This window comes from Roseimaritima multifibrata (genome assembly GCF_007741495.1).
In the GTDB taxonomy this organism is placed as follows: Bacteria; Planctomycetota; Planctomycetia; order Pirellulales; family Pirellulaceae; genus Roseimaritima; species Roseimaritima multifibrata.
Genome location: NZ_CP036262.1, coordinates 1,370,066 through 1,391,768, shown reverse-complemented (window position 1 = coordinate 1,391,768; position 21,703 = coordinate 1,370,066). Strand labels below are relative to the sequence as shown.

Annotated in this window: 11 protein-coding genes; 7 read left to right on the top strand and 4 right to left on the bottom strand. The window is 55.8% G+C overall.

Annotation, left to right across the window (positions count from 1 at the left end):
* Positions 1-24: 24 nt before the first annotated feature.
* Positions 25-2,751 (bottom strand): pyruvate dehydrogenase (acetyl-transferring), homodimeric type, encoded by a 2,727-nt coding sequence (gene aceE / locus FF011L_RS05230; RefSeq protein WP_145350628.1) that lies wholly within the window; start codon positions 2,749-2,751, stop codon positions 25-27.
* 511 nt (positions 2,752-3,262) lie between these two features.
* Entirely contained in the window at positions 3,263-4,396 is a 1,134-nt protein-coding gene (locus tag FF011L_RS05225) for a TIGR03009 domain-containing protein (RefSeq protein WP_246109756.1), read from the bottom strand.
* 298 nt (positions 4,397-4,694) lie between these two features.
* Here FF011L_RS05225 and FF011L_RS05220 point away from each other — a divergent pair, with 298 nt between their 5' ends.
* Both FF011L_RS05220 and FF011L_RS05215 read left to right on the top strand, forming a co-directional pair.
* Positions 4,695-5,804, top strand: a complete 1,110-nt coding sequence (locus tag FF011L_RS05220; protein WP_145350627.1) for a WD40 repeat domain-containing protein — start codon at positions 4,695-4,697, stop codon at positions 5,802-5,804.
* Positions 5,805-6,062: 258 nt separating this feature from the next.
* On the top strand, positions 6,063-11,198 hold the full coding sequence (locus FF011L_RS05215; protein ID WP_145355007.1) for an SdrD B-like domain-containing protein: 5,136 nt from the start codon (positions 6,063-6,065) through the stop codon (positions 11,196-11,198).
* A 1,718-nt stretch (positions 11,199-12,916) separates the two neighbouring features.
* On the opposite strand, the gene FF011L_RS05210 is transcribed toward FF011L_RS05215, so the two are convergent.
* Positions 12,917-13,969 (bottom strand): Gfo/Idh/MocA family protein, encoded by a 1,053-nt coding sequence (locus FF011L_RS05210; RefSeq protein ID WP_145350626.1) that lies wholly within the window; start codon positions 13,967-13,969, stop codon positions 12,917-12,919.
* Between the two features lie 365 nt (positions 13,970-14,334).
* Here FF011L_RS05210 and FF011L_RS05205 point away from each other — a divergent pair, with 365 nt between their 5' ends.
* The 5 genes from FF011L_RS05205 to FF011L_RS05185 all read left to right on the top strand — a co-directional run bounded on the left by FF011L_RS05205 (position 14,335) and on the right by FF011L_RS05185 (position 19,963).
* Positions 14,335-14,742, top strand: a complete 408-nt coding sequence (locus FF011L_RS05205) for a thioredoxin family protein (RefSeq protein WP_145350625.1) — start codon at positions 14,335-14,337, stop codon at positions 14,740-14,742.
* 130 nt (positions 14,743-14,872) lie between these two features.
* Complete coding sequence (gene murB / locus FF011L_RS05200) at positions 14,873-15,751, top strand: UDP-N-acetylmuramate dehydrogenase (protein ID WP_145350624.1); 879 nt, start codon at positions 14,873-14,875, stop codon at positions 15,749-15,751.
* Between the two features lie 51 nt (positions 15,752-15,802).
* Positions 15,803-16,714, top strand: a complete 912-nt coding sequence (locus FF011L_RS05195; RefSeq protein ID WP_145350623.1) for a cell division protein FtsQ/DivIB — start codon at positions 15,803-15,805, stop codon at positions 16,712-16,714.
* A gap of 135 nt (positions 16,715-16,849) precedes the next feature.
* Positions 16,850-18,583 carry a 30S ribosomal protein S1 gene (locus FF011L_RS05190; protein WP_145350622.1) on the top strand — a complete coding sequence of 578 codons (1,734 nt, stop codon included), beginning with the start codon at positions 16,850-16,852 and terminating at the stop codon, positions 18,581-18,583.
* A 126-nt stretch (positions 18,584-18,709) separates the two neighbouring features.
* Positions 18,710-19,963 carry a diaminopimelate decarboxylase family protein gene (locus FF011L_RS05185; RefSeq protein ID WP_145350621.1) on the top strand — a complete coding sequence of 418 codons (1,254 nt, stop codon included), beginning with the start codon at positions 18,710-18,712 and terminating at the stop codon, positions 19,961-19,963.
* Between the two features lie 326 nt (positions 19,964-20,289).
* Here FF011L_RS05185 and FF011L_RS05180 read toward each other — a convergent pair whose 3' ends face one another.
* Positions 20,290-21,384 (bottom strand): hypothetical protein, encoded by a 1,095-nt coding sequence (locus FF011L_RS05180; RefSeq protein ID WP_145350620.1) that lies wholly within the window; start codon positions 21,382-21,384, stop codon positions 20,290-20,292.
* Between the last annotated feature and the right edge of the window lie 319 nt (positions 21,385-21,703).

Sequence of the window (21,703 nt, the reverse complement as noted above, 5' to 3'; positions counted from 1 at the left end):
CAAATCACAAGGAATGGGGGAGGACTAAGTGAAATAAGGATTCGGTTTATCACGATTGAAATCGAGATCCGTAATCGCTTGATCAACTTCTTGTGCCGAAAAGACATCCACTTTACTCAACCGAGACAAAGTGGCGATGGTGATCGATTCCGCATCGACTTCGAAGTGCCGGCGAAGGTTTTCTCGCGTTTCACTGCGTCCCATGCCGTCGGTGCCAAGAACGTAGTAATCGCCGGGGACCCAAGGAGCGAGTTGCTCACCAAGTGCCCGCACATAATCGCTTGCCGAGATAAACGGGCCTTCGACACCTTCCAGCTGTTTTTCCAAGTAGCTTTGCTTTGGAGTTTCCGTGGGGTGAAGCATGTTCCAACGCTGGCAATCGGCCGCTTCGCGTCGCAACTGCGTGTAACTGGTCACGCTCCAAACATCACTGGCAACATTGTATTTTTCGGCCAGGATCTTCTGAGCGGCCAAAGCACTGTTGAGGATCGCTCCGCTACCAAACAGTTGAACTCGAGCCTTCGCGTTGTCGACTTCTTGGGATTTGAACTTGTAGATCCCCTTGATGATCCCCTCTTCAACCCCTTCGGGCATCGCGGGATGTTCGTAGTTATCGTTTTCGGCGGTGATGTAATAAATCCCATCTTCACCGTCTTGATAAAGGCGTTTCAGCCCTTCCAGCACGATCACGGTCATTTCGTAACCGAAAGCGGGATCGTAGGCACGAACGGTGGGGAACGCGATCGCATTCAGAAGGCTGTGGCCGTCTTGATGCTGCAGTCCTTCGCCATTAAGCGTCGTGCGTCCGGCGGTACCACCGATCATGAATCCTTTGGCTCGCATGTCGGCGGCGGCCCAGACAAGGTCGCCGATCCGCTGGAAGCCAAACATGCTGTAGTAGACAAAAAACGGAATCATGTTGACGCCGTGAAGGCTGTACGCCGTTCCCGCGGCGTTGAAGCTGCTCATCGAACCGGCTTCGGTGATTCCCTCTTCCAGCATCTGCCCGTCGGTCGCTTCTTTGTAGTACATCGCCTGTGCACTATCGACCGGTTCGTACAGTTGTCCGGCATGGGCATAGATCCCGAACTGGCGGAACATCCCTTCCATTCCGAAGGTTCGCGACTCGTCCGGTACGATTGGAACGATATGCTTTCCGATGGTTTTGTCGCGACATAGGTCGGTCAACAAACGGACAAACATCTGGGTCGTACTGGCCGCTTTGCCTTTACTGTCCTGAGTGTGCTTTTTGTACTCTTCTAAAGTCGGCACCTGCATCGTGGGATGCTCGGTCGGACGCGAGGGGACGTATCCGCCCAACGCTTCACGACGCTCATTGAGGTATTTGACTTCAGCACTATTGGCTGGTGGCTTGTAGAACGGAGCCTTACCGACTTCGTCATCGCTGATTGGAATTCCAAACCGGGTGCGGAATTCCAGCAGTTCTTCTTCGTTCAGTTTCTTCTGGTTGTGAGCAACGTTCTTACCTTCTCCAGCTTCGCCAAGGCCATAACCTTTGATGGTTTTAGCCAGGACGACGGTTGGCCGTCCGTTGCGAAGCGTGGCGGCCTGGTGATAGGCGGCAAAGACTTTTTCAGGATCGTGTCCACCGCGGCCCAAACGTTCTAGCCGTTCGTCGCTGTAGTTTTTGACCAGTTCAAGCAGTTCTGGGTATTTGCCGAAGAAATGCTCGCGGATGTAGCTGCCAGGCATGACGACGTATTTCTGATACTGTCCGTCGACAACTTCGTTCATGCGGCGAACCAGCAGACCGCTCGTATCGCGTTCCAGCAATTCGTCCCAGTCTTTGCCCCAAACGACTTTAAAGACGTTCCAGCCGGCACCACGGAAAATCGATTCCAGTTCTTGGATGACTTTGCTGTTACCGCGAACCGGTCCGTCCAGACGCTGCAGGTTGCAGTTGATCACAAAGATCAAGTTGTCCAGTTTCTCGCGAGAGGCAAGCGAGATGGCACCCAAGGTTTCGGGTTCATCGATTTCGCCGTCACCAAGGAACGCCCAAACGCGCTGCGAACTGGTATCTTTGATCCCACGGTCACGCAGGTATTCATTGAAGCGAGCTTGATAGATCGCCATGATCGGGCCCAAGCCCATCGACACCGTTGGGTATTCCCAAAAACTAGGCATCAACCAAGGGTGTGGGTAACTGGAAAGCCCGCCACCATCGGCTAGTTCGCGGCGGAAATTCTCTAGTTTCTCTTCCGTAATGCGTCCTTCAAGGAAGGCGCGAGAATACATGCCCGGAGAGGCGTGGCCTTGGAAGTAGATCGAATCGCCCGAGTAACCATCTTCGCCACGACCTTGCAGGAAGTGATTAAACGCGACCTCATACAGCGTTGCTGACGACGCGAAGGTACTGATGTGTCCTCCGATTCCGTCTGTCTTTTTATTTCCTCGAGTCACCATGGCCATCGCATTCCAGCGGATGATCGATTTGATTCGACGTTCCAGGTCTCGGTTGCCTGGATAGGGAGGCTGATCCTTTTGCGGGATCGTGTTGACGTAAGGCGTTTCGGTTTCCGATGGAACCTGAACCCCTTCCAGGGCCGCGGAATCGCGGAGTTGTTCGAGCAGGAACCGAGCTCGTTCCGGCCCTTTGCTTTGCAGAACGTACTGCAGAGAGGACAACCATTCAGCGGTCTCCGCCGGATCGACATCGAAATGGGGCCGTTCTCCCATCGAATTGCTCAGTTCTTCTTGAGCGATCGTCTTGGCATCTAAGTCAGCCATATGTTGTTTTCCTTATCCCGCGTGCAGGCTCACGCGAGCGACGAAGGGGAGGGTGATCGGTGAAAGTAAGTGGAATCGTCGGTCCGATCGACTTGCAATGGCGAGCTACGCTCTGCGACATCGTTCGTAAGATAGACCGTTTACGTGATATGTGTGCCTTAAAGAGCGGTTTAGCCTACTCCTTTTAAGCCCCTCTAGGCAAGGTGCCGGGGTTTTCACGGAGCTCAGTTGCCCCCCATTCTATTTATGAAAACCTGCAGGACAACATCGTGCTACAGGTTGCATGGCTCCCCTGCAGAGACACCGCGGGGGGCATTGCGGAACCGCAGTGCCCGCTAAACCCATGTTATCGGCGTCTTAAACCCCCAGGGAACGGGCACCCCCTCCACAGAAGGCTTCGGACATTTTCAGTTCAAGGCAAACGAAAAAAACCCGGCTAGCTGGCGAGGCGGTTTACAATTCCTCACCAGCTCACCGGGCTTTACTGCCACATTGCTTCCTTCAAATGCATTTACTGTCGCTGCGGCCCGCCTGGAGCCTGGGCCGCTTGGATATTGCGGTTCCCTTCAGGGACATTGTTTTCAGCGGGTGGCTGGTATCGTTCACGGACAATCGTCCATGTCTTATCCGGCTTTTCGATGAACCGGTTCAGGAAGGATTCCAGCCCCCCGATAATCGAATTTCGCTTAACGTTGCTGAATTCGTAGTGATCCCAAGCGGGAGCCGCCTGAGCGTTGTAGTTGGGGGCATACATTAATAATGCCTGTGGCAGGAACGACTGCGGATCCAACACAATCTGAACCAAGCGATACTGGGCTCGGTCCTCTTGTCGTTTGGGCCATGCTTCAACGACGATCATCCCTTTCTTGGGCGATTCAACCGTCCGGACCCAGTAGCGTTCGCGAATTTTGTTTGCGTCCAAGTTAAAAACAAAGGGGAGCGGGCTTTCAAAAATATCCGTCCCTTGCATTTCTGGAGGCAGATCCTGGATCGTGCACTTCTTTTCGCCACGATCAAAATCTAGCAATTGCTGTCCGTTGCAAACCCAGTACTCGCCGAACTGTCCCTCCGAAACGTCGTACTGCGGCTTGCCCGCCTGCATTCCCTTGAAAAACTTCAGTTCATTGACCTTAAACATCCCTTTATCCGGGGATGCGTAGCGAATTTCACCCTTGGCCCAAGTCGCATGGACCCCGGCCGGGGCAGCGACAAGGTCGTAATGCCAACGAGTGAAATCACATTCTAAACGGTCCACTTTATTACTTTGGACTTCCCAGGCCTGCAGCAGCTGCGTCAGTTCGGTTTCTTGCTGTGCGGTCAGAGGAGCAAACGGAGGCTTCGGCTCCGTCTGCTGAGTGTTCATTTGAGCGGTCGCGGCAGCACCGGCACTTGCCGAAGTGGGAGTCCCGCGAACCGCTTGCTGTTGGCTCGCGGCCCGCTGCTGAGCAAGTTGATGCTGCTGTGCAGGAGTCAACTGCTGGTTCTGCCGTTGATAGTTCTGGTTTTGAGCCGTCGAGGTCGCGGCCTGTCCGTTTCCAGCTTGAGGAGCGGTGTAGCCACGCTGAGCGGTATTTGCGGGGGCCTGCCCCTGCGCAAAACTGCCAGCGAGGGCACAGGAAACGGCAACGAACAAGAAACGCATCATCCTTGGCGCCTTTCTGGCCATTCAGCCAATTGTTTGAGAATCATGGAACAGGCCGTCGCCAACCTGCAGCGGTGGGAAGGTAGCAACGAAACGAGAATCGTTGAAAGACCGATTCGGGGAAAAACTGCATTTTTCACTACGGCTAAATCCCAGCTCCCGAATTCAACTCTGATTTTCAACCGGTTCGTCTCAGAAAACCTGGGTGATTGTGCCGATGACACCGATGGGCTCGCGCTCTAACGCTGAGGCAATCTGTAACGGTGACGCGAGCGAAGCTACCCACAAAGAGAGATAGGAAATGAAAATCGATTGGTTTCGCTGGGGTTCGGTTCTGCTTATCGCGTTCGCTAGCAATCTGCTAGTCGCGCAGCCTCACGCAAATGGTCAATCGACTTCTCATCGCGTAGCGGCCGTCATCCCGGATTTGGCAAATGTTTCCGAGGTCCTTTCACTAGAACCTCAGGACGGATCTCAGGCTTCTCCGGTGATCACTGCCTTAGCCGTCGATCCGGCGGGTCAAGTATTAATCGCAGCGGGTGACGACCATCACCTCCGCGTGATCGACCCGCATCCGTTCGAAGAAGCCCAAGTTCTCCGCAAACATACCGACTGGGTTCGCTCACTCGATTTCCGCAATGACGGGAAATTGCTTGTGTCGGCCGGCAACGACGGGCAAATCATTCTTTGGGACCGTGAACAGGACTGGAAAGTCCTACAAACGCTAGAGGGAGCCCCAGCGATCGCTTCGGTCTGCTTTGCCCCTCAACAAGGGATGCTTGCCGCCGTTGGATTTGATCCTCAGCTGTTTTTACTGCAACAAGGTGGTGCCAGACGCCCCGTCCTACGGTGCGGCTGCAACGATTTGCGAGTGGTGCGATTCAGCGATGACATGCGACTTGTGGTGGCAGCGGGACGATCGGGGAATGCTCACTTCTTTGACCCCGTCAGCGGCCAACCCGCCGGCGAATTTGAACTTCACTCGGATCGAATCCGCGATTTAGTATTTATGCCAGGGTCAAATGTGATGGTTTCGGTTGGCGAGGATCGGCGAATTGTCGTATACGATTCCTTGCAAGGAGAGATCCTGCACACGATCCCCGTTCTGGAGTGCAAATTGTTCTGTGTAACACCACTCGACGCGAACCATGTGGCTGTCGGAGGTGCGGACAACAAAATTCGTATCGTCGATATTCAGCGAGGACAAGTAAAACGATCCCTGTCCGGGCACAGCGGATCGATCGCCTCGGTCGAGGCAAGCGCCGAATATCTGTTTTCAGGAAGCTTTGACGCCACCGTCCGTCGCTGGCCGATCGCCCAAATCCTGCAAGCCCCGCTGGTAGCTCAGCGGGACGACCAATCGATCCAGAACGAAGTATCAGCAAGCAAAGATCCGACTCCCAAACGCTAGCAACAAACGCTAGCAACTGTACAACCGACCGACGACCCGTGCGAAGTGACTCTCGCGATTCAGAACAGGCCAACCGGAAGGCTTGCGTCGTCCGCTAAAACCATTAGCGGAACGGCGCAAGCCTTCCGGGGTCCATTTTGAAACGCAACAACGCACTCGTTTGAATATCACGATACGCACATGGAGGTGCGAACTGTGTGGGAACGAAGACCAACACCACGACGCAATCGAATCACCGCTCCAGCAATCCGTCGCTCGATGACGGCCGAATCGTTGGAGCCGCGGATTTTGATGGCTGCGGATCCGATCCATGTTGGCTTGGTCTACATCGAAACGGATTACCTGGAATCCGATTCCGATGTCGGTAGCGATTCGCATGGCGACCGGTTCATCCTTTCCTTCACCGGTGGGGCAGCCGATACCGAGTTGACGGAAATCCGGATCAGCACCGACAAAGACGGCGACGGGCTGTCCGTTGGGGATCCGATCTTTGACACAGAAGTCGGCAACCGCGGGAAAAAGGGAGCTCACGGTTTCAAAGTCCACAAGATCACGTCCGACGACGCGGTCCAGGCCACCGCCACGGTGGAAGATGGCGGTCAAGAACTGATCATTCGCCTAGAAGGATTCCATGCGGGGGACCGACTGGAATTCACGATCGACGTGGATGAAATCCTTCGTAACGTCGCCGACATTGCGATTTTCAATGAAAAGCTAGACGTTATTACTTCCGGACAAGAATTTGAAGATTCGATCCTGGAAGCGACCTTCAAGGCGCCTCACTACGAATCGGCTAACGCCGATGCGCTGTTCCTGAATGAGTTCGGGGACCCTGGCGCCGATTTCGGTCTGAACCTTCCGCCCGACGAAGGGAGCGGCGTCGATAGCCACGCCGACCGTTCGGCCGCCGCCGTCGGAAGCGTCACGCAAACGCCCAAACCGATCTCGATCGCTGGAACCGTGTGGGTCGACAACGACTTGGACTTGCTGCGTGAGACAGGAGAAGAGGGGTTACCGGGTGTCGAACTGACGTTGCTGCAACGCAATGAATCGAGCGGGCAATTCGTCGACACCGGATTCCGAACGACGACCGACAGCGCAGGCAACTATCAATTTGGAACTTCGCTTGGCTTGATGCCCGGAACCTACCGCGTTGCCGAATCACAGCCAGACGGATATTTCAGCGTAGGCGCCGTCCCGGGGAACGTGGACGGATCAAGTGTCGGCACGGCACTGCAAGACGATATCCTGACAGACATCGTGATCCCGAAAGGGGATCTGCATGCGGTCCAGTACAACTTTGCCGAAGCCCAACCCTCCGAAGTTTCGGGATACGTCTACCGCGATGACAGCGATGACGGGATCCGTGATCCAAGTGAACCAGGAATCGCAAACATCCGCGTTCGCTTGATCCCCGAATCGACCTTGGCGAATCAAGCGACTTTGATTGCCACGACCGATGACAACGGTTTCTATCAGTTTGAAGGGCTTTCCCCTGGCCAGTACCGAATCGAACAGATCGACCAACCTGTCGGACTTTCGGACGGGCTGGATACGGCGGGGACCGTGAACGGAACAACCGTCGGGGCGGCGACAAACCCTGGAGATCTGATTTCCGGACTGGTTCTGGCAGGGAATCAAACCGGCCTTGAGTACAACTTTGGGGAATTGCCGCTCGGTTCCATCAGCGGGATGGTTTACGTCCTCGGACCCGGCGAAGACTGCGACGGTTATGATCCGGGAATCGATGCTCCACTGCCAGGCGTCCGCGTGGTTCTGCAAGATGGAAGTGGCAACACCATCATGGAAACGACAACCGACAACAATGGCGAGTACTTCTTTGGGCAACTTCCCAAAGGACAGTATACGATCCTGGAATTCACTCCCGCCGGCTTGATCGACGGGCATTCCTTCGCAGGACGAATCAACAACCTGAAGGTCGGTGAAGCGATCGATGGCGGCCGAATTGAAAGCATCATGCTGCCAGCCGGCGGAGACGGCATTCGTTACGATTTCTGCGAAGCATCCCCTGCCGAAGTCAGCGGTCACGTCTATCACGACCGCGACCAGGACGGCAATCGCGACAGCGGCGAAGAAGGGATTGCCGATGTATTGATCGAATTGGTCGACACTCAGGGAACTGTCATCGCGACAACCCAAACCGACGGCAACGGGTACTACGTATTCGAAGACATCCTGCCAGGCACCTACGCGATCCGGGAATCCCAACCGGCCGGTTACCTTGATGGACTTGATCAAGCAGGAACCATCGCAGGTGCAACCGTTGGTACAGCGGCAAACCCAGGCGACCTGATTCGATCCATTGCGATTAAGCAAGGACAGACCGGGGTCAACTATGATTTCGGCGAATTGCTTCCGGCAAGCCTTTCGGGTCATGTGCACGTCGACACCGACGGAGACTGCATTGCGGACCCCGACGAAGAAATGCTTGAAGGCGTCGTGATTCAATTGTGGAATCAGGCAGGTGAGAAGATTGCCGAAACCCTCACCGATTCGAACGGTCGCTACCAGTTTGTCGACCTTGTGCCAGGACGTTACACGGTCATCGAATTGCAGCCCGAAGGCTACTTCGAAGGTGGACAAATGGCCGGTTCGGCCGGCGGAGACGATTCCCAAATCAATCGAATCGGAGACGTTGATTTAGGCTCGGGCGAAATCGCAGTCGAATACAACTTCTGTGAACTCCCTCCGGCTGAGATTTCTGGATACGTGCATGCGGACAGCAACGGCGACTGCATTCTCGATCCAGGTGAACCGATGCTGGAAAATGTCCGCGTCGATCTGCTGGACGCTAACGGAAACATACTGGCGACCGCCTACACCGACAGCAATGGCTATTACCGTTTCACAAACCTGATGGCTGGGCAGTACACGGTTCGTGAAACGCAGCCGATCGGATACCTACAGGGTCACCAAACCGCAGGCTCCGCAGGTGGTAACGATTCCAGCCAAGATGTGATTTCAGAGATTCCGATTGGGTACGGAGACCGCTTAACCGACTACAACTTCTGCGAACTGGAACCCTCGTCGCTAGGCGGATTCGTCTATGTCGATTCGAACGAGAACTGCGTATTCGAATCGGACGAAAAACCTTTAGGCGGAGTCGAAGTCCAGCTGCTAAACGAAGCGGGTGAGATCATCGAACGGACGACGACCGCTGCGGACGGAAGCTACCGTTTCGAAAATCTTCGTCCCGGGGAATACAGCGTCCGCGAACTACAACCGGTCGGCTATTTCCAGGGCGGCCAGGTTGTTGGCGACGGCGGCGGGATCGTTCTCGGCCAAGACCATCTTGGAAAAATCAGTATCGGGCCAGGAGAACGACTGTCACAGTACAATTTCTGTGAACTGGAAGGGGGATCGATCAGCGGGATGGTTTGGAGCGAAACCGACCTGAATCGCGATTTTGATTCTGGCGATCAACCGCTCGCCGATGTCGTCGTCGAATTGCTAAACGAAAATGGTGACGTCCTTCGCACGACCACCACTGCAAGCGACGGCAGCTATACCTTTGATAACCTGCGGCCCGGGAACTACCAGGTCCGCGAAATTCAGCCAGGCGGCTACTTCCACGGCGGCCAGAATCTGGGATCGCTAGGCGGCAACGTCGGAGCCGACGACCTGTTGGTGGGCATCCAAGTCGCTGGCGGCAAAGATGGTGTCGACTACGACTTCCCGGAAGTCCCTCCTGCAATCATCTCAGGATTTGTGTTCCAGGATGGTCCAGCAATCACGTTGGAAAACCCTCCGACTCCAGAAGAGCTGCGGGATTATGTTGACGGGATCCGCGGTGAAGACGACACCATGTTGGCCGGCGTCTGGTTAGAACTACGCACGGTCCAAGGACAACCCTATGCGTCCAGCAACGCCCTCCCGGGCAGTTACGCCGACGGAGTCATCCGCGTCCAAACGGACATTAACGGGTTCTACGAATTCACGGGACTGCGTCCTGGTGCTTACAGCATCTACCAGATCCAGCCCGAGGACTTCATCGACGGACTGGATACACCGGGAACCAGCGGTGGATTGGCAGTCAACCCAGCAGACATTGCCGACGACATTGACCTCCAGTTCATTGTACAGACTTTGTCCGCAAGTGATGAAACCAACCCGAACGATGACGCGATCCTAAACGTCGATCTAGTCGCCGGTGGTCGGTCGCAAGAAAACAACTTTAGCGAACTGATCATTAAGGAACTTCCGCCAAGCGTTCCGCAACCCGATCCGGATCCTCTGCCGCTAGTCATCCCACCATACGTACCTAACACGTTCCCGGACTCGGATCGCTTGGCCGGTTTTGGCGTTCCCGAATATGTCAAACCGCCAGCCTTTTACGACCTGGCTTATCCAGTGACATGGCATCTAAGCATTATCAATGCGGGATCGCCGCGTGGTGAAATGCAAGAAGACGGCGCGATCATCCGCCAAACCAGCTCACAAGATGACCCGACGTTCGCAACGAACCAACACCGCACCGGTCGTTGGAACTTGGTAACGCGAACCGGAGAACGCTTGTCTCTTTCCGATGCGATCATCCTTGGCGACGAGGGAGCGATCCCGTTGGCAGGCGATTTTGATGGAGACGGACGTGATGAAGTTGCCATCTTTGTTGGCGGTCAATGGTTCGTCGATTTGAACGGAAACGGACGTTGGGATCCAGGCGATCTTTGGATTTCGCTGGGAACCGAAGCGGACCGCCCGGTGGTTGGCGACTGGGATGGGGACGGGAAAGACGACGTGGGAATCTTTGGCCGCGAATGGCTGCGTGACCCTCAAGCAATCGTCAATGATCCGGGTCTACCCGATCCAGGAAACCGACGTTCAACGCGTCCGAAGAACTTGCCTCCGACCGCTCCTGAAGCGACCGATGGCATGCGAGAGATGCGACGCAGTACGCAGCCAATTCGCGCCGATTTAATCGACCATGTCTTCCGCTACGGCCAACACCAAGACACGCCGCTCGCTGGCGACTGGAATGGCGACGGGATCGACGCGATCGCTGTCTTCCGAGCGGGCGTGTGGCAACTGGACGAAGATGGTGATGGACGCTGGACCAACGCCGACCGCGAATTCGAATTCGGACCGCCCAACGGGGTCCCCGTGGTCGGAGACTGGAACGGAGACGGGATCGATGACTTCGGCGTCGTCTTAGGGGATCAATGGATCCTCGATTCCGACGGCGACCGTAAACTGACGGACAAAGACGAACGCCTGCAAGTACCAGTCGCTGGCATCGATGCCTTACCGATCGCAGGCGACTGGGACGGAGACGGCAAAGACGAACCAGGGTCGTACAGCACGCAGCAAGAAGTGCCGACCGACGAATCGACCGCAAGCGACGAGGGAACTCGCCACGAAGACGATGCGGCTTAGATCTCAGTGATGATTTGGCATTCATTGCCATCAAGCGCCAGCTTAACGGTCGCTTGAATAAAAGTAGGCCGGATCAAAGAGCGATAGCGATGCCGCTCCGGCAGACGCTCGCGCTTTGGCATTCATTGCCAGCAAGTGTCAGTTTAATGGTCGCTTGAGTAAAAGTAGGCCGGATCAAAGAGCGACAGCGATGCCGCTCCGGCGGAAGCTCGCGATTTGGCAATTGCCGGAACATCGTCGCTATTGCTCCTCGGTCCGGCCTACATGCTGCACCGACCCGGCCTACACCACAAACGCGGCATGCTGCTTCACCAGCAGTAAAAGTAGGCCGGATCAAAGAGCGACAGCGATGCCGCTCCGGCGGAAGCTCGCGTTTTGTCATTTGCCGGAACATCGTCGCTATCGCTCCTCGGTCCGGCCTACGTGCTACACCGACCCGGGCTACACCACAAACGCGGCATGCTGCTTCACCAGCAGTAAAAGTAGGCCGGATCAAAGAGCGATAGCGATGCCGCTCCGGCGGAGGCTCGTGGCTTGTCATTTGCCGGAACATCGTCGCTATCGCTCCTCGATCCGGCCTACCTGCTGCACCGACCCGGCCTACACCACAAACGCGGCATGCTGCTTCACCAGCAGTAAAAGTAGGCCGGATCAAAGAGCGATAGCGATGCCGCTCCGGCGGAAGCTCGCGCTTTGGCATTTGCCGGAACATCGTCGCTATCGCTCCTTGGTCCGGCCTACATGCTGCACCGACCCGGGCTACACCACAAACGCGGCATGCTGCTTCACCAGCAGTAAAAGTAGGCCGGATCAAAGAGCGATAGCGATGCCGCTCCGGCGCACGCTCGCGTTTTCGCATTTGCCGGAACATCGTCGCTATCGCTCCTCGGTCCGGCCTACATGCTGCACCGACCCGGCCTACACCACAAACGCGGCATGCTGCTTCACCAGCAGTAAAAGTAGGCCGGATCAAAGAGCGATAGCGATGCCGCTCCGGCGCACGATTGCGGTTTGTCATTTGCCGGAACATCGTCGCTATCGCTCCTCGGTCCGGCCTACCTGCTGCACCGACCCGGCCTACACCACAAACGCGGCATGCTGCTTCACCAGCAGTAAAAGTAGGCCGGATCAAAGAACGATAGCGATGCCGCTCCGGCGCACGCTCGCGCTTTGGCAATTGCCGGAACATCGTCGCTATTGCTCCTCGGTCCGGCCTACGTGCTGCACCGACCCGGCCTACACCACAAACTCGGCATGCTGCTTCACCAGCAGTAAAAGTAGGCCGGATCAAAGAGCGACAGCGATGCCGCTCCGGCGGAAGCTCGCGATTTGGCAATTGCCGGAACATCGTCGCTTTTGCTCCTCGGTCCGGCCTACATGCTGCACCGACCCGGCCTACACCACAAACGCGGCATGCTGCTTCACCAGCAGTAAAAGTAGGCCGGATCAAAGAGCGATAGCGATGCCGCTCCGGCGCACGCTCGCGCTTTCGCATTTGCCGGAACATCGTCGCTATCGCTCCTCGGTCCGGCCTACCTGCTGCACCGACCCGGCCTACACCACAAACTCGGCATGCTGCTTCACCAGCAGTAAAAGTAGGCCGGATCAAAGAGCGACAGCGATGCCGCTCCGGCAGAAGCTCGCGCTTTGGCATTTGCCGGAACATCGTCGCTATCGCTCCTTGGTCCGGCCTACCTGCTGCCTCACCAGCAGGCCGCCTAAAGTTTCGGCGCGAGCTGGCATTCATTGCCATCAAGCGTCAGCTTAATTGTCGCTTGAGTTTCCAGACTCAAGCGACCAGCGTGCAAGACCTGTGAAGCCCGCCAAGCGTCTTCCAGGTCTCCCATCTTTCGCACCAAGCTGGTGACGGCGCGATGAAACTGCGTCAGCAACTGTTCGCCGACGGACATCTCACTATCCAACGATTCCAGATGCCGGCCCGCCTCATCGAACCAGACCAACGAGGATGGCAAATCGATAAACGCGACTCCATTTTCGCAGCAGATCTGCATAGCCGAAGGGGCGCGAAAATGAATGGCTTCGTGCCACTGCGTCGGGATGTACGTTCCCACACTTAACTGCGCGGTGACCGCCGGGGCCGACTCGGTCGCTTGAAAGCCCATGCTGAGACTTCGGTAGTCAACTCTTTCACCCGAGCGATGTTCCCGAGCGTAGACATCGACAGGGTCACGTCCCACCACATAACGGCACCAGTCGATCGATTCGAGGATTTCCCGGTCCGAATTTGCCGCCGCCTGCGGCACTCCATTTCGCTGTGCCGGCGTCCGCTTACTATCCCCTGCGTTTGGCATTCGCTGGTGACAAAAGATCAGCTTCGGCTGTCCCAAGCGGGTTGCGATCAATTCTTTTAAACGAAGCGTTGCGGGGGCAAACCGGCGCGGGAATTCGGCCATGAAGGCGACCCCCGATGCATCGACCTTCGATTTAACTTCGCGAGACTGCTGAGCTTCAAAATTAAGATCGGCCGCCCAGTAAATCGCTTTGCCTTGATCACAGGCCGCCAACATCGGCAGCCAGCCTTGCCAGCACGGTTCAAGAATTAAGACGGCATCAATATCCGAGCGTTGAATCAGAGACCGATACCCATCGGCCAACTGTGCCTGAAAATCGGTCGCCGCGTGAGCCGCTAGCCAGGGGACATTGGTGTAAATGGCTCGCACATCAAACCGATCGTGCAGCAATTTCAACGCTGGACGATAGCGTGTTTTCCAGGCGTCCCCCAAGCCGATTAAACCAACTCGCAGCCTCATGGGTTACGGACCCCAGCCATTAGAGGGTGTGACATTGTTTCTTTTCCTCAGCTAGCGGCAGCATCCCAGCACGCGGAATTGCGCATCAATGGAACGAAGGGTCGGGGGTAAATAGTTTGCTGGGTACAGTTTAGCGAGATTGGCTGCGGAGCGTGCCAAGCGAACTGGAAAAGCCATTAAAATCCAAACAAAAACTATTCGGTCGATTCTTTCCCTCAGAGTCTTGCTCGCCGAACCAGCTTGCCCAATACTTCGTCCGAATCGCATTGGCGGACAAATCGGCACAATTGGCCATCCTGACCTATCCGGCACATTCCGCCGCGGTTTTGAAGAAACACTCACTCAATTTTGAGGATGTCGCGACTATGGTTTCACTTTTTCTGGCAGCCGTCTTGGCTACTGTGGTTTCGGACCAGCCTGTCACTCAGCAGAACTATGCTCAGGCTTATCAATCGGCCCACGATGAGGGCAAGCCACTTGTAGTCGTCGTCGGTGCCGAATGGTGCCCGGCCTGCGTCACACTGAAGGAACAGACCATCGCTCAGATGAAGGCTGAAGGTGAATTCAGTGAAGTTAGCATGGCGATTGTTGACCAAGACGCTGAGCCAGCTTTGGCCGCCCAACTGAAACGCGGGCAGTCGATCCCACAAATCATTGTCTTTTCACCTCAGACGTCGGGTGGCTGGAAACGGACTCAGATGACCGGTTTTCAGACTCGAGCAACCATTCGCACGGTACTGAAACGAGCGAAACAACGCATCCTTGGCAGCTAATGTCGCTTCCCGCGACATTCCCCAGGCAACGTCACTGGACGCTGGCAAGCTTCAGCGGTTCGGGTATGTTGGGAGGGGCTCGTGATGGTGCGAGCCTGCTTCCGGTCATCCAGACTTCGACGAACAGATTATGCCATTCCCCGAACACCTCCAGCACCTGATCCAGAACGACCAACCCCTAGCCCAATTGACGTGGCTAGGGATTGGCGGTCCCGCTCGTTATTTTGCGGAACCGCACTCGCGTGAGCAGTTAATCGAACTGGTCCAAGCCGCCTCGAAGGCCGAAATCCCCGTCCGTCTGCTTGGCAGCGGATCCAACGTTTTGGTTCGCGAATCTGGGTTTGACGGTTTGGTTCTGTCGCTGGCAGCCTCTTCGTTGTCGACCGTATCGGTCGCCGAAAACCAGCTTACCGCTGCTGCGGGCGCAAAACTCAGCCACGCCATCACGCATGCTGTCGGCGAAGGACTGGGTGGCTTAGAGCACTTGGCTGGAATTCCTGGCACCGTGGGTGCTGCGGTTTCCGGAAACGTTTCGGCTGCTGGCGGAGACATCGGGTCTCTGGTCGAACAGGTCGAAGTGATGGAAACCGACGGGACAATCCGCGTGATCCCGAAGGAAGATCTTCAGTTTTCCTATCGCAAATCAAATCTGTCGGGCTTGCTGATCCTTTCGGTCACCTTTGCGTTGGAAAAAAACGACGCGATCAAACTGACAAAACGGCTACAAAAATTTTGGATTGTTGCCCAGAACCAGCGTCCTGACGGCGAACCACGACTCGCCCAACCCTTCATCGATCCCGATGGATTCAGTGCCGACGACCTGATTCAGCAATCGGGCATGGGTGGCATGCGACTTGGAAATGCCAGCCTGACCGCCGGAAAACCGAACTATTTGCTGGCTCATAGCGGCGCGACCAGCGACGACATTGTCCAGTTGCTAGCTCGCGTCCGTGAGCAAGTTTCGTCGCAGTCAGGGATCGACTTGCAGTTGAATCTACAAATTTGGTAGGGTTCGCGGGATGCTGTTCCTAAGTCCCACGTCGCATGGATGTCGACCTCAGTGGCGAAAGCAAAAGCTCCCGATCCTTCCGATAAACCTCACCCCATAAAGCATTTTTTACTGGGGCTGGTACGCAAAATCGCAAAAGCACCTTTATCGGTCGCTTTCCTGTGGCCGGTTCTGCTGGCCATCGCGGCATACGTTGCCTGGATCCAGTGGGGCGTCGACCACGTGGTCCCGCATTTCTCTCGGCTGGAATCCAGCCATATCCAACTGACAGAGCGGCCGGATTACATTCCCGAGCACGTCGATTTGACCGCCGAAGTCCTTGCGGGGACCGGAATGGGGGACTTATCGCTGCTGGACCGTCAGGTTTCTGCTCGGATTGCCGAAGCCTATTCGACGCACGCCTGGATCGAGCAAGTTAAATCCGTTCGCGTTGGTGTCGGAGGCGAAATCCAAGTTCACGTGCAGTACCGGCAACCGGTTGCCATGGTTCGCCATCTCAGCCGGCACCCTGACGTCCAAGGCTGGGCATATTACCCCGTGGACCGCATGGGAATTGTCCTCCCCCCCGATTCATTTGGTGGCAAAGAAGCTGAAAAATACTTGGTCATCAACATTCCAGAAGTCGATCCCCGAGGAACCGAGGGGGTTTCGATCGGCGATTCTCGCGTCGTTTTGGCAGCCAGCCTTGCTGCGATTCTGATGCCCCACCGTGAAGAACTGGGACTGGCGGCGATCGAACTGCACCCGACAACGGGCGCAAATCGGCATCGAATCGAATTTGACGTGGTCACTCAGAGCGGGCGACGGTTGGTCTGGGGCAGCCCCCCAGGCGAGGAATTGATGAACGAACCTCCCGCGGACCTAAAATTGAAGGCTTTATTCCAGTCGCCACCTCCCGGGACAGACCTCCGAATGGCCGCCTTAGCCGCCCATCGCAAGCAAATTGCAAACGACGTGCAATGAGCTCTATCGGAACCTATCAACCGACGCATTCGGCTGGTAAACTGATGGCGGTGCCGCGAGTCGATTTGGCTCCGTCAAATTTCCCGGTGCGTTATCCGCCCTTTTCCTCCTTTCAATTGAACCCGGTGTCCCGGTATGACCGTCGGCGAAAACCCTGAATCCCAGCCAGCCCCTGAGACTCCCGATTCCCAACCCGCTCCTGCAGCGACCGATCCTCCCGCACCTGCGGCTGAAAAGGATTCATCGGCTGCGGGCGAGGCGACGGAAACGACCGCGGCCCCACCTGCCAGCGAACAACCGGCAGCTGAAAAACCAGCAGCCGAGCTCGGCCCCTTGTCGGCCGCCGCTCGTCGCTCGGGTCCTTTGGCCGCCCGTGGAGCGGGTGCTGCCAGACCAACTTCGCCCGCTTCGGCGCCTGCAACCAGCAAGGCATCCGGGGGAGCTCAGAAACCAGGAAACGCTCCCGCCGTCAAACCACAATTTGCCAAGCCCCCAGGCTCGGGCAGTGGTCGGCCTACGACCGGCAAACCGGGATCTGGCCCTCGTCCGGGCAGCAAGCGTCCCGGCGGCAACAAGAAACCAGACCAACCCAATCCGCTGCAGGCTCCCCAGCCCAACCGGGCTCGAATCACCATTCCCAGCAAACGCAGTCCTCTTGCCGACGACATTCAGCAAGAACTTGACGCGGAACTAGCTGGCGCTGATTTCGATGCCCTGATGTCAGGGATGCCCGACCGAAAAGGTGGCTTGGCCGAAGGTCAACGGGTGCATGCAGCCGTACTTAAAATTCACGATGACAGCGTCTTTGTCAGCCTGGGTGGACCGGACGAAGGCATGATTCCCTTCGAACAATTCGAAGAAGAACCAACCGTCGGTCAGTCGATCGAAGTGATCGTGCGTGGCTTCAGCTCCGAAGATGGTCTTTACCTTTGCGTCATCCCAGGGCAGACGATCAGTGTTTCGGATATCTCCGATCTTGAAGAGGGCGCGACAGTCGAAGCGACCGTTACCGCCACGAACACAGGGGGCTTAGAGCTAACGGTTGGCGGAGCTCCCGCATTCATGCCGATCAGCCAGATCACCGAACACCGGATCGAAGACACCTCGGACTTTGTTGGCCAGAAACTGGTCTGCGTGATCACCGAATGCAACCCAGGCCGCAATCGCTTGGTGCTTAGTCGCCGTGCGGTTCTGGAACGCGAGCGTGCCGAGCGTCGCAAAGAGCAAATGGAGCAACTGGAAGTCGGCCAGATGCACGAAGGCATCGTTCGCAGCATCAAAGATTTTGGTGCCTTCGTCGACCTAGGCGGATGCGACGGTTTGATCCACATCAGCAAACTAAGCTGGGATCGAGTCCAACATCCAAGCGAAGTCCTTGAAGAAGGTCAGAAAGTCAAAGTCCGCATCGATCAATTCGATAAGGAAACCGGCAAGATCGGGCTTTCCTATCGCGACTTGATCACCAACCCATGGGACACCGTCGACACCGACTACCCCATCGGCCAGGTCGTCAACGGAACCGTCACTCGCGTAGCAAACTTCGGTGCGTTCGTGAAACTGGGGCCGGGGATCGAAGGATTGATTCACATCTCCGAACTTGCCCACCATCGCGTTTCACGCGTCAACAACGTGGTCCAAGAAGGCGAGAACGTCGAAGTCAAAGTCATGTCCATCGACACGGAAAGCCAACGCGTAGGACTTTCGCTGAAAGCCGCTACCGCTGCCCCTGTCGAAACCAAATCGGACAGTGCTCCCGAGGAAATTGACGAACCGGTCCGAGAACCGATCATCAAACCTCAGCACACCGGCCCACTTAAAGGCGGCACAGGCGGTGACTCCGGTGGCGATCGCTTTGGCCTTCGCTGGTAATTCCTTTTCAGGAATTCATTGATCCTCGTCCGCGTTAGTTGCCACTGGCTGATAATAGCCAACAGCTAACGCTGCGATGATCCTCTCTTTTTTCAACCATGCTTCGTTCAGTCTGTGAGTCCCTAGATGTCCAGCTTGCCTTTTAGTGAAGAAGTTATCGTCGACGCGGCAGCGGAATTCCCCACTCCGTTCTACCTTTACGATGAAACGGGCATTCGAGAAAACGCACAACGATTGATCAAAGCCTTCGATTGGTGCGATTTCAAAGAGTTCTTCGCAGTCAAAGCGACACCGAATCCTGCGATCCTAAAAGCGTTGGCCGAAGAAGGCTGTGGGGCAGACTGCAGCAGCCTTGCCGAACTTGTTTTATGCGAGCGAATTGGAATTCGTGGCGAAGAGATCATTTTCACATCCAACGACACTCCAGCGAAGGATTTTGAAAAGGCAGTCGAACTGGGCGCGATCATCAATCTGGATGACATCAGTCACATCGATTACCTCGATCAGATCTGCGGATTGCCAGAATTACTCTGCTTTCGCTACAACCCTGGCAAACCACTAGGAAGTGACACAGCATTCATCATTGGCGAACCGCAAGAAGCCAAATACGGATTCACTCGCGACCAATTGTTCGCTGGCTTTGAAGACATACGTCGTCGAGGCGTCAAGCGATTTGGACTGCACACCATGGTGCTATCCAACGAACTGAACAGTTCTTATTTCGCCGAAACCGCGAAGATGATTTTCGAGGTTGCCGTCGACCTGAAAAAGGAACTGGACCTAACCCTAGAATTTGTCAATCTTGGCGGTGGGTTAGGAGTTCCATACCGACCGGAGCAAGAGCCGATCGACCTGCAAACGATCTCCGACGGCATTCGTCAGCTTCAGCAACAGATGCTTGTCCCGGCAGGGCTAGGGTCAATGCGAATCTGCATGGAAAACGGGCGAGTCATGACAGGGCCGTACGGCGTATTGGTAACGCGAGTATTGCACCAGAAACAGACCTACAAGCATTACGTGGGCGTCGACGCGTGCATGGCCAACCTAATGCGACCGGGGATGTACGGAGCCTACCATCACCTGAGCGTCATGGGGAAACCGACTCAACCGGACGACGCTCCCTGCGACGTAGTCGGATCGTTATGCGAGAACAACGACAAATTCGCCATCGACCGGCCACTTCCGGCCGTCGAAACCGGCGACATCATAGCGATTCATGACGCAGGGGCTCACGGTCACAGCATGGGCTTCCAGTACAACGGCAAACTCCGCAGTGCCGAGTACCTCCGCACCACCGACGGCACCATCAAACAGATCCGTCGCGCCGAAACCCTAGACGACTACTTCGCCACCTTAGACCTCCCCACCCAGGGACAGTGACCGCCCCCCCCCCCCCCCCCCCCCAAGCGGGGACAGTGCCCGCAAAGAAGCCCCGGGGACGAAGCCCCGGGGACAGTGCCTGCAGCCCAAACGAGCGGGGACAGTGCCTGCAGAACGGCTGGCATCTCGCGATAAAGTCGATTATTGCCTTTCGAACTGGCCCCCTGGAGACTCAACTCTAGCCAACGTCGCCTTGAAGGGCGTATTTTGATGCAAGATGCGTCGAAAATGGACATCAACAGCCGATCATGCGCGGCTGGATGCGCAGCGGTACCGCAAGCGACATGGCTGCCGCTTTTTCGGAACCATTAAATAGCTCGCGAGAATTAGATTTGCGAGCTAACGATGGTTCGCGGACTTAGCCCCACGCCCGCCGATTTCTGCCGAGCGGCTTCTTGGGCGGCAATCCGCTCACGAATAACTCGGCAGGTATGCTTTCCTAACCCTGTCTTGCAGCGGCGATCTAAATCCAAGTTTCGTTCTGAAAACTCGGCGATGCTGATTTCCTCGCCCCGCAGACAGATTGGAGTTTGAAGCTTTTGCTTCGTCAGGCTTTCCAACGCCTGTAATTCCGGGCGTGCTTCCAGCGCCAGATGCCACAAAAGGCTTGTGTAAGCCTCAAGCCGCATTGGCAGGCAACCTCGCCGCGCCTCCTGCTTTTTGTTGGCCGAAAGCGGCTCTGCTTGCTTCGTGCCAACGACACGAACTTTTTCCCCATCCACTTCGCTCGCCAGTTCCAGAGGCGCAAGCCAACTGGACGAGTCAATCTGGCCATCGTCCAAAGTCCTCAATCGCTCACCAATCGAGACTTCCAGATAGCCTTCCAGCGAGTCGGTTAGCCCCGCTCGAATCGGATTCAGGTCGACATAGCTCATGCACGCGAGCACGTCAGCTTCGTCCAGCAATCGCTTCAACTTAAACCGCTCCTCAAAAAACCTGCCGGTGCAATCGTCTTCGATATTGCATTCGCGAGCGATCGTCTGGCACATCAGACGAACGAACCACGAAATGCTGGAGAGTCTGGAACGAAGCTCGGCAACGCGTTTAGGATCGTTCACAATCTGAGCGATTTCGCTTTCTTGGATTTTACCGCGGTGTTTTTTGGGAACCCGCTTGCGAGAGAGGACCGATAGCCAGCGAACAGCTACTTCCCGATCCGTTAGCTTCTCCACCAAATCCGGCCGATTACGGAACACACAATGCCAGTGGTTCGACATGATTGCAAAAGAGAGCACGTCCACATACAGGAACTTGCTAAGGAACTTCATTCGATCGCGAAACCGGTCGCGGCGAGGGGTGTGATCAACGCCGGAATCCGGATCGACACCATGCAAAAAACCTCCTCTCACTGTGCGATTATAGACATGATATACGCCTACCTCTTTTTCAGCAAAAACTTCGTAACGGCCTAGTCGACACATGGCACTGCCCTCCCATGAGAGTTCAAAAATTAGATTTCGGCATAATAACGCAGTTCCGCAAGCTTGCACCAGAAAAACCGTTTTTAACATCGCCTCCCAACAGCACTACGTCGCTAAGCCCAGCAGCAACTTACACTTGAGCGAAAAAAGTTTTTTCCAAAAACACTATTGCTAGCTCGACGCAAGAGATGAATGGAGCCCTCTTTTGACGCAAAAACAAACTTCGCACCTTTGCCCCACAGTAGCTTACCAAGCCCCAAAACCGTCCTCGAAGACATCGCCCGAGCTCCACCAGATGGATACTTATTAGGGTCGACAC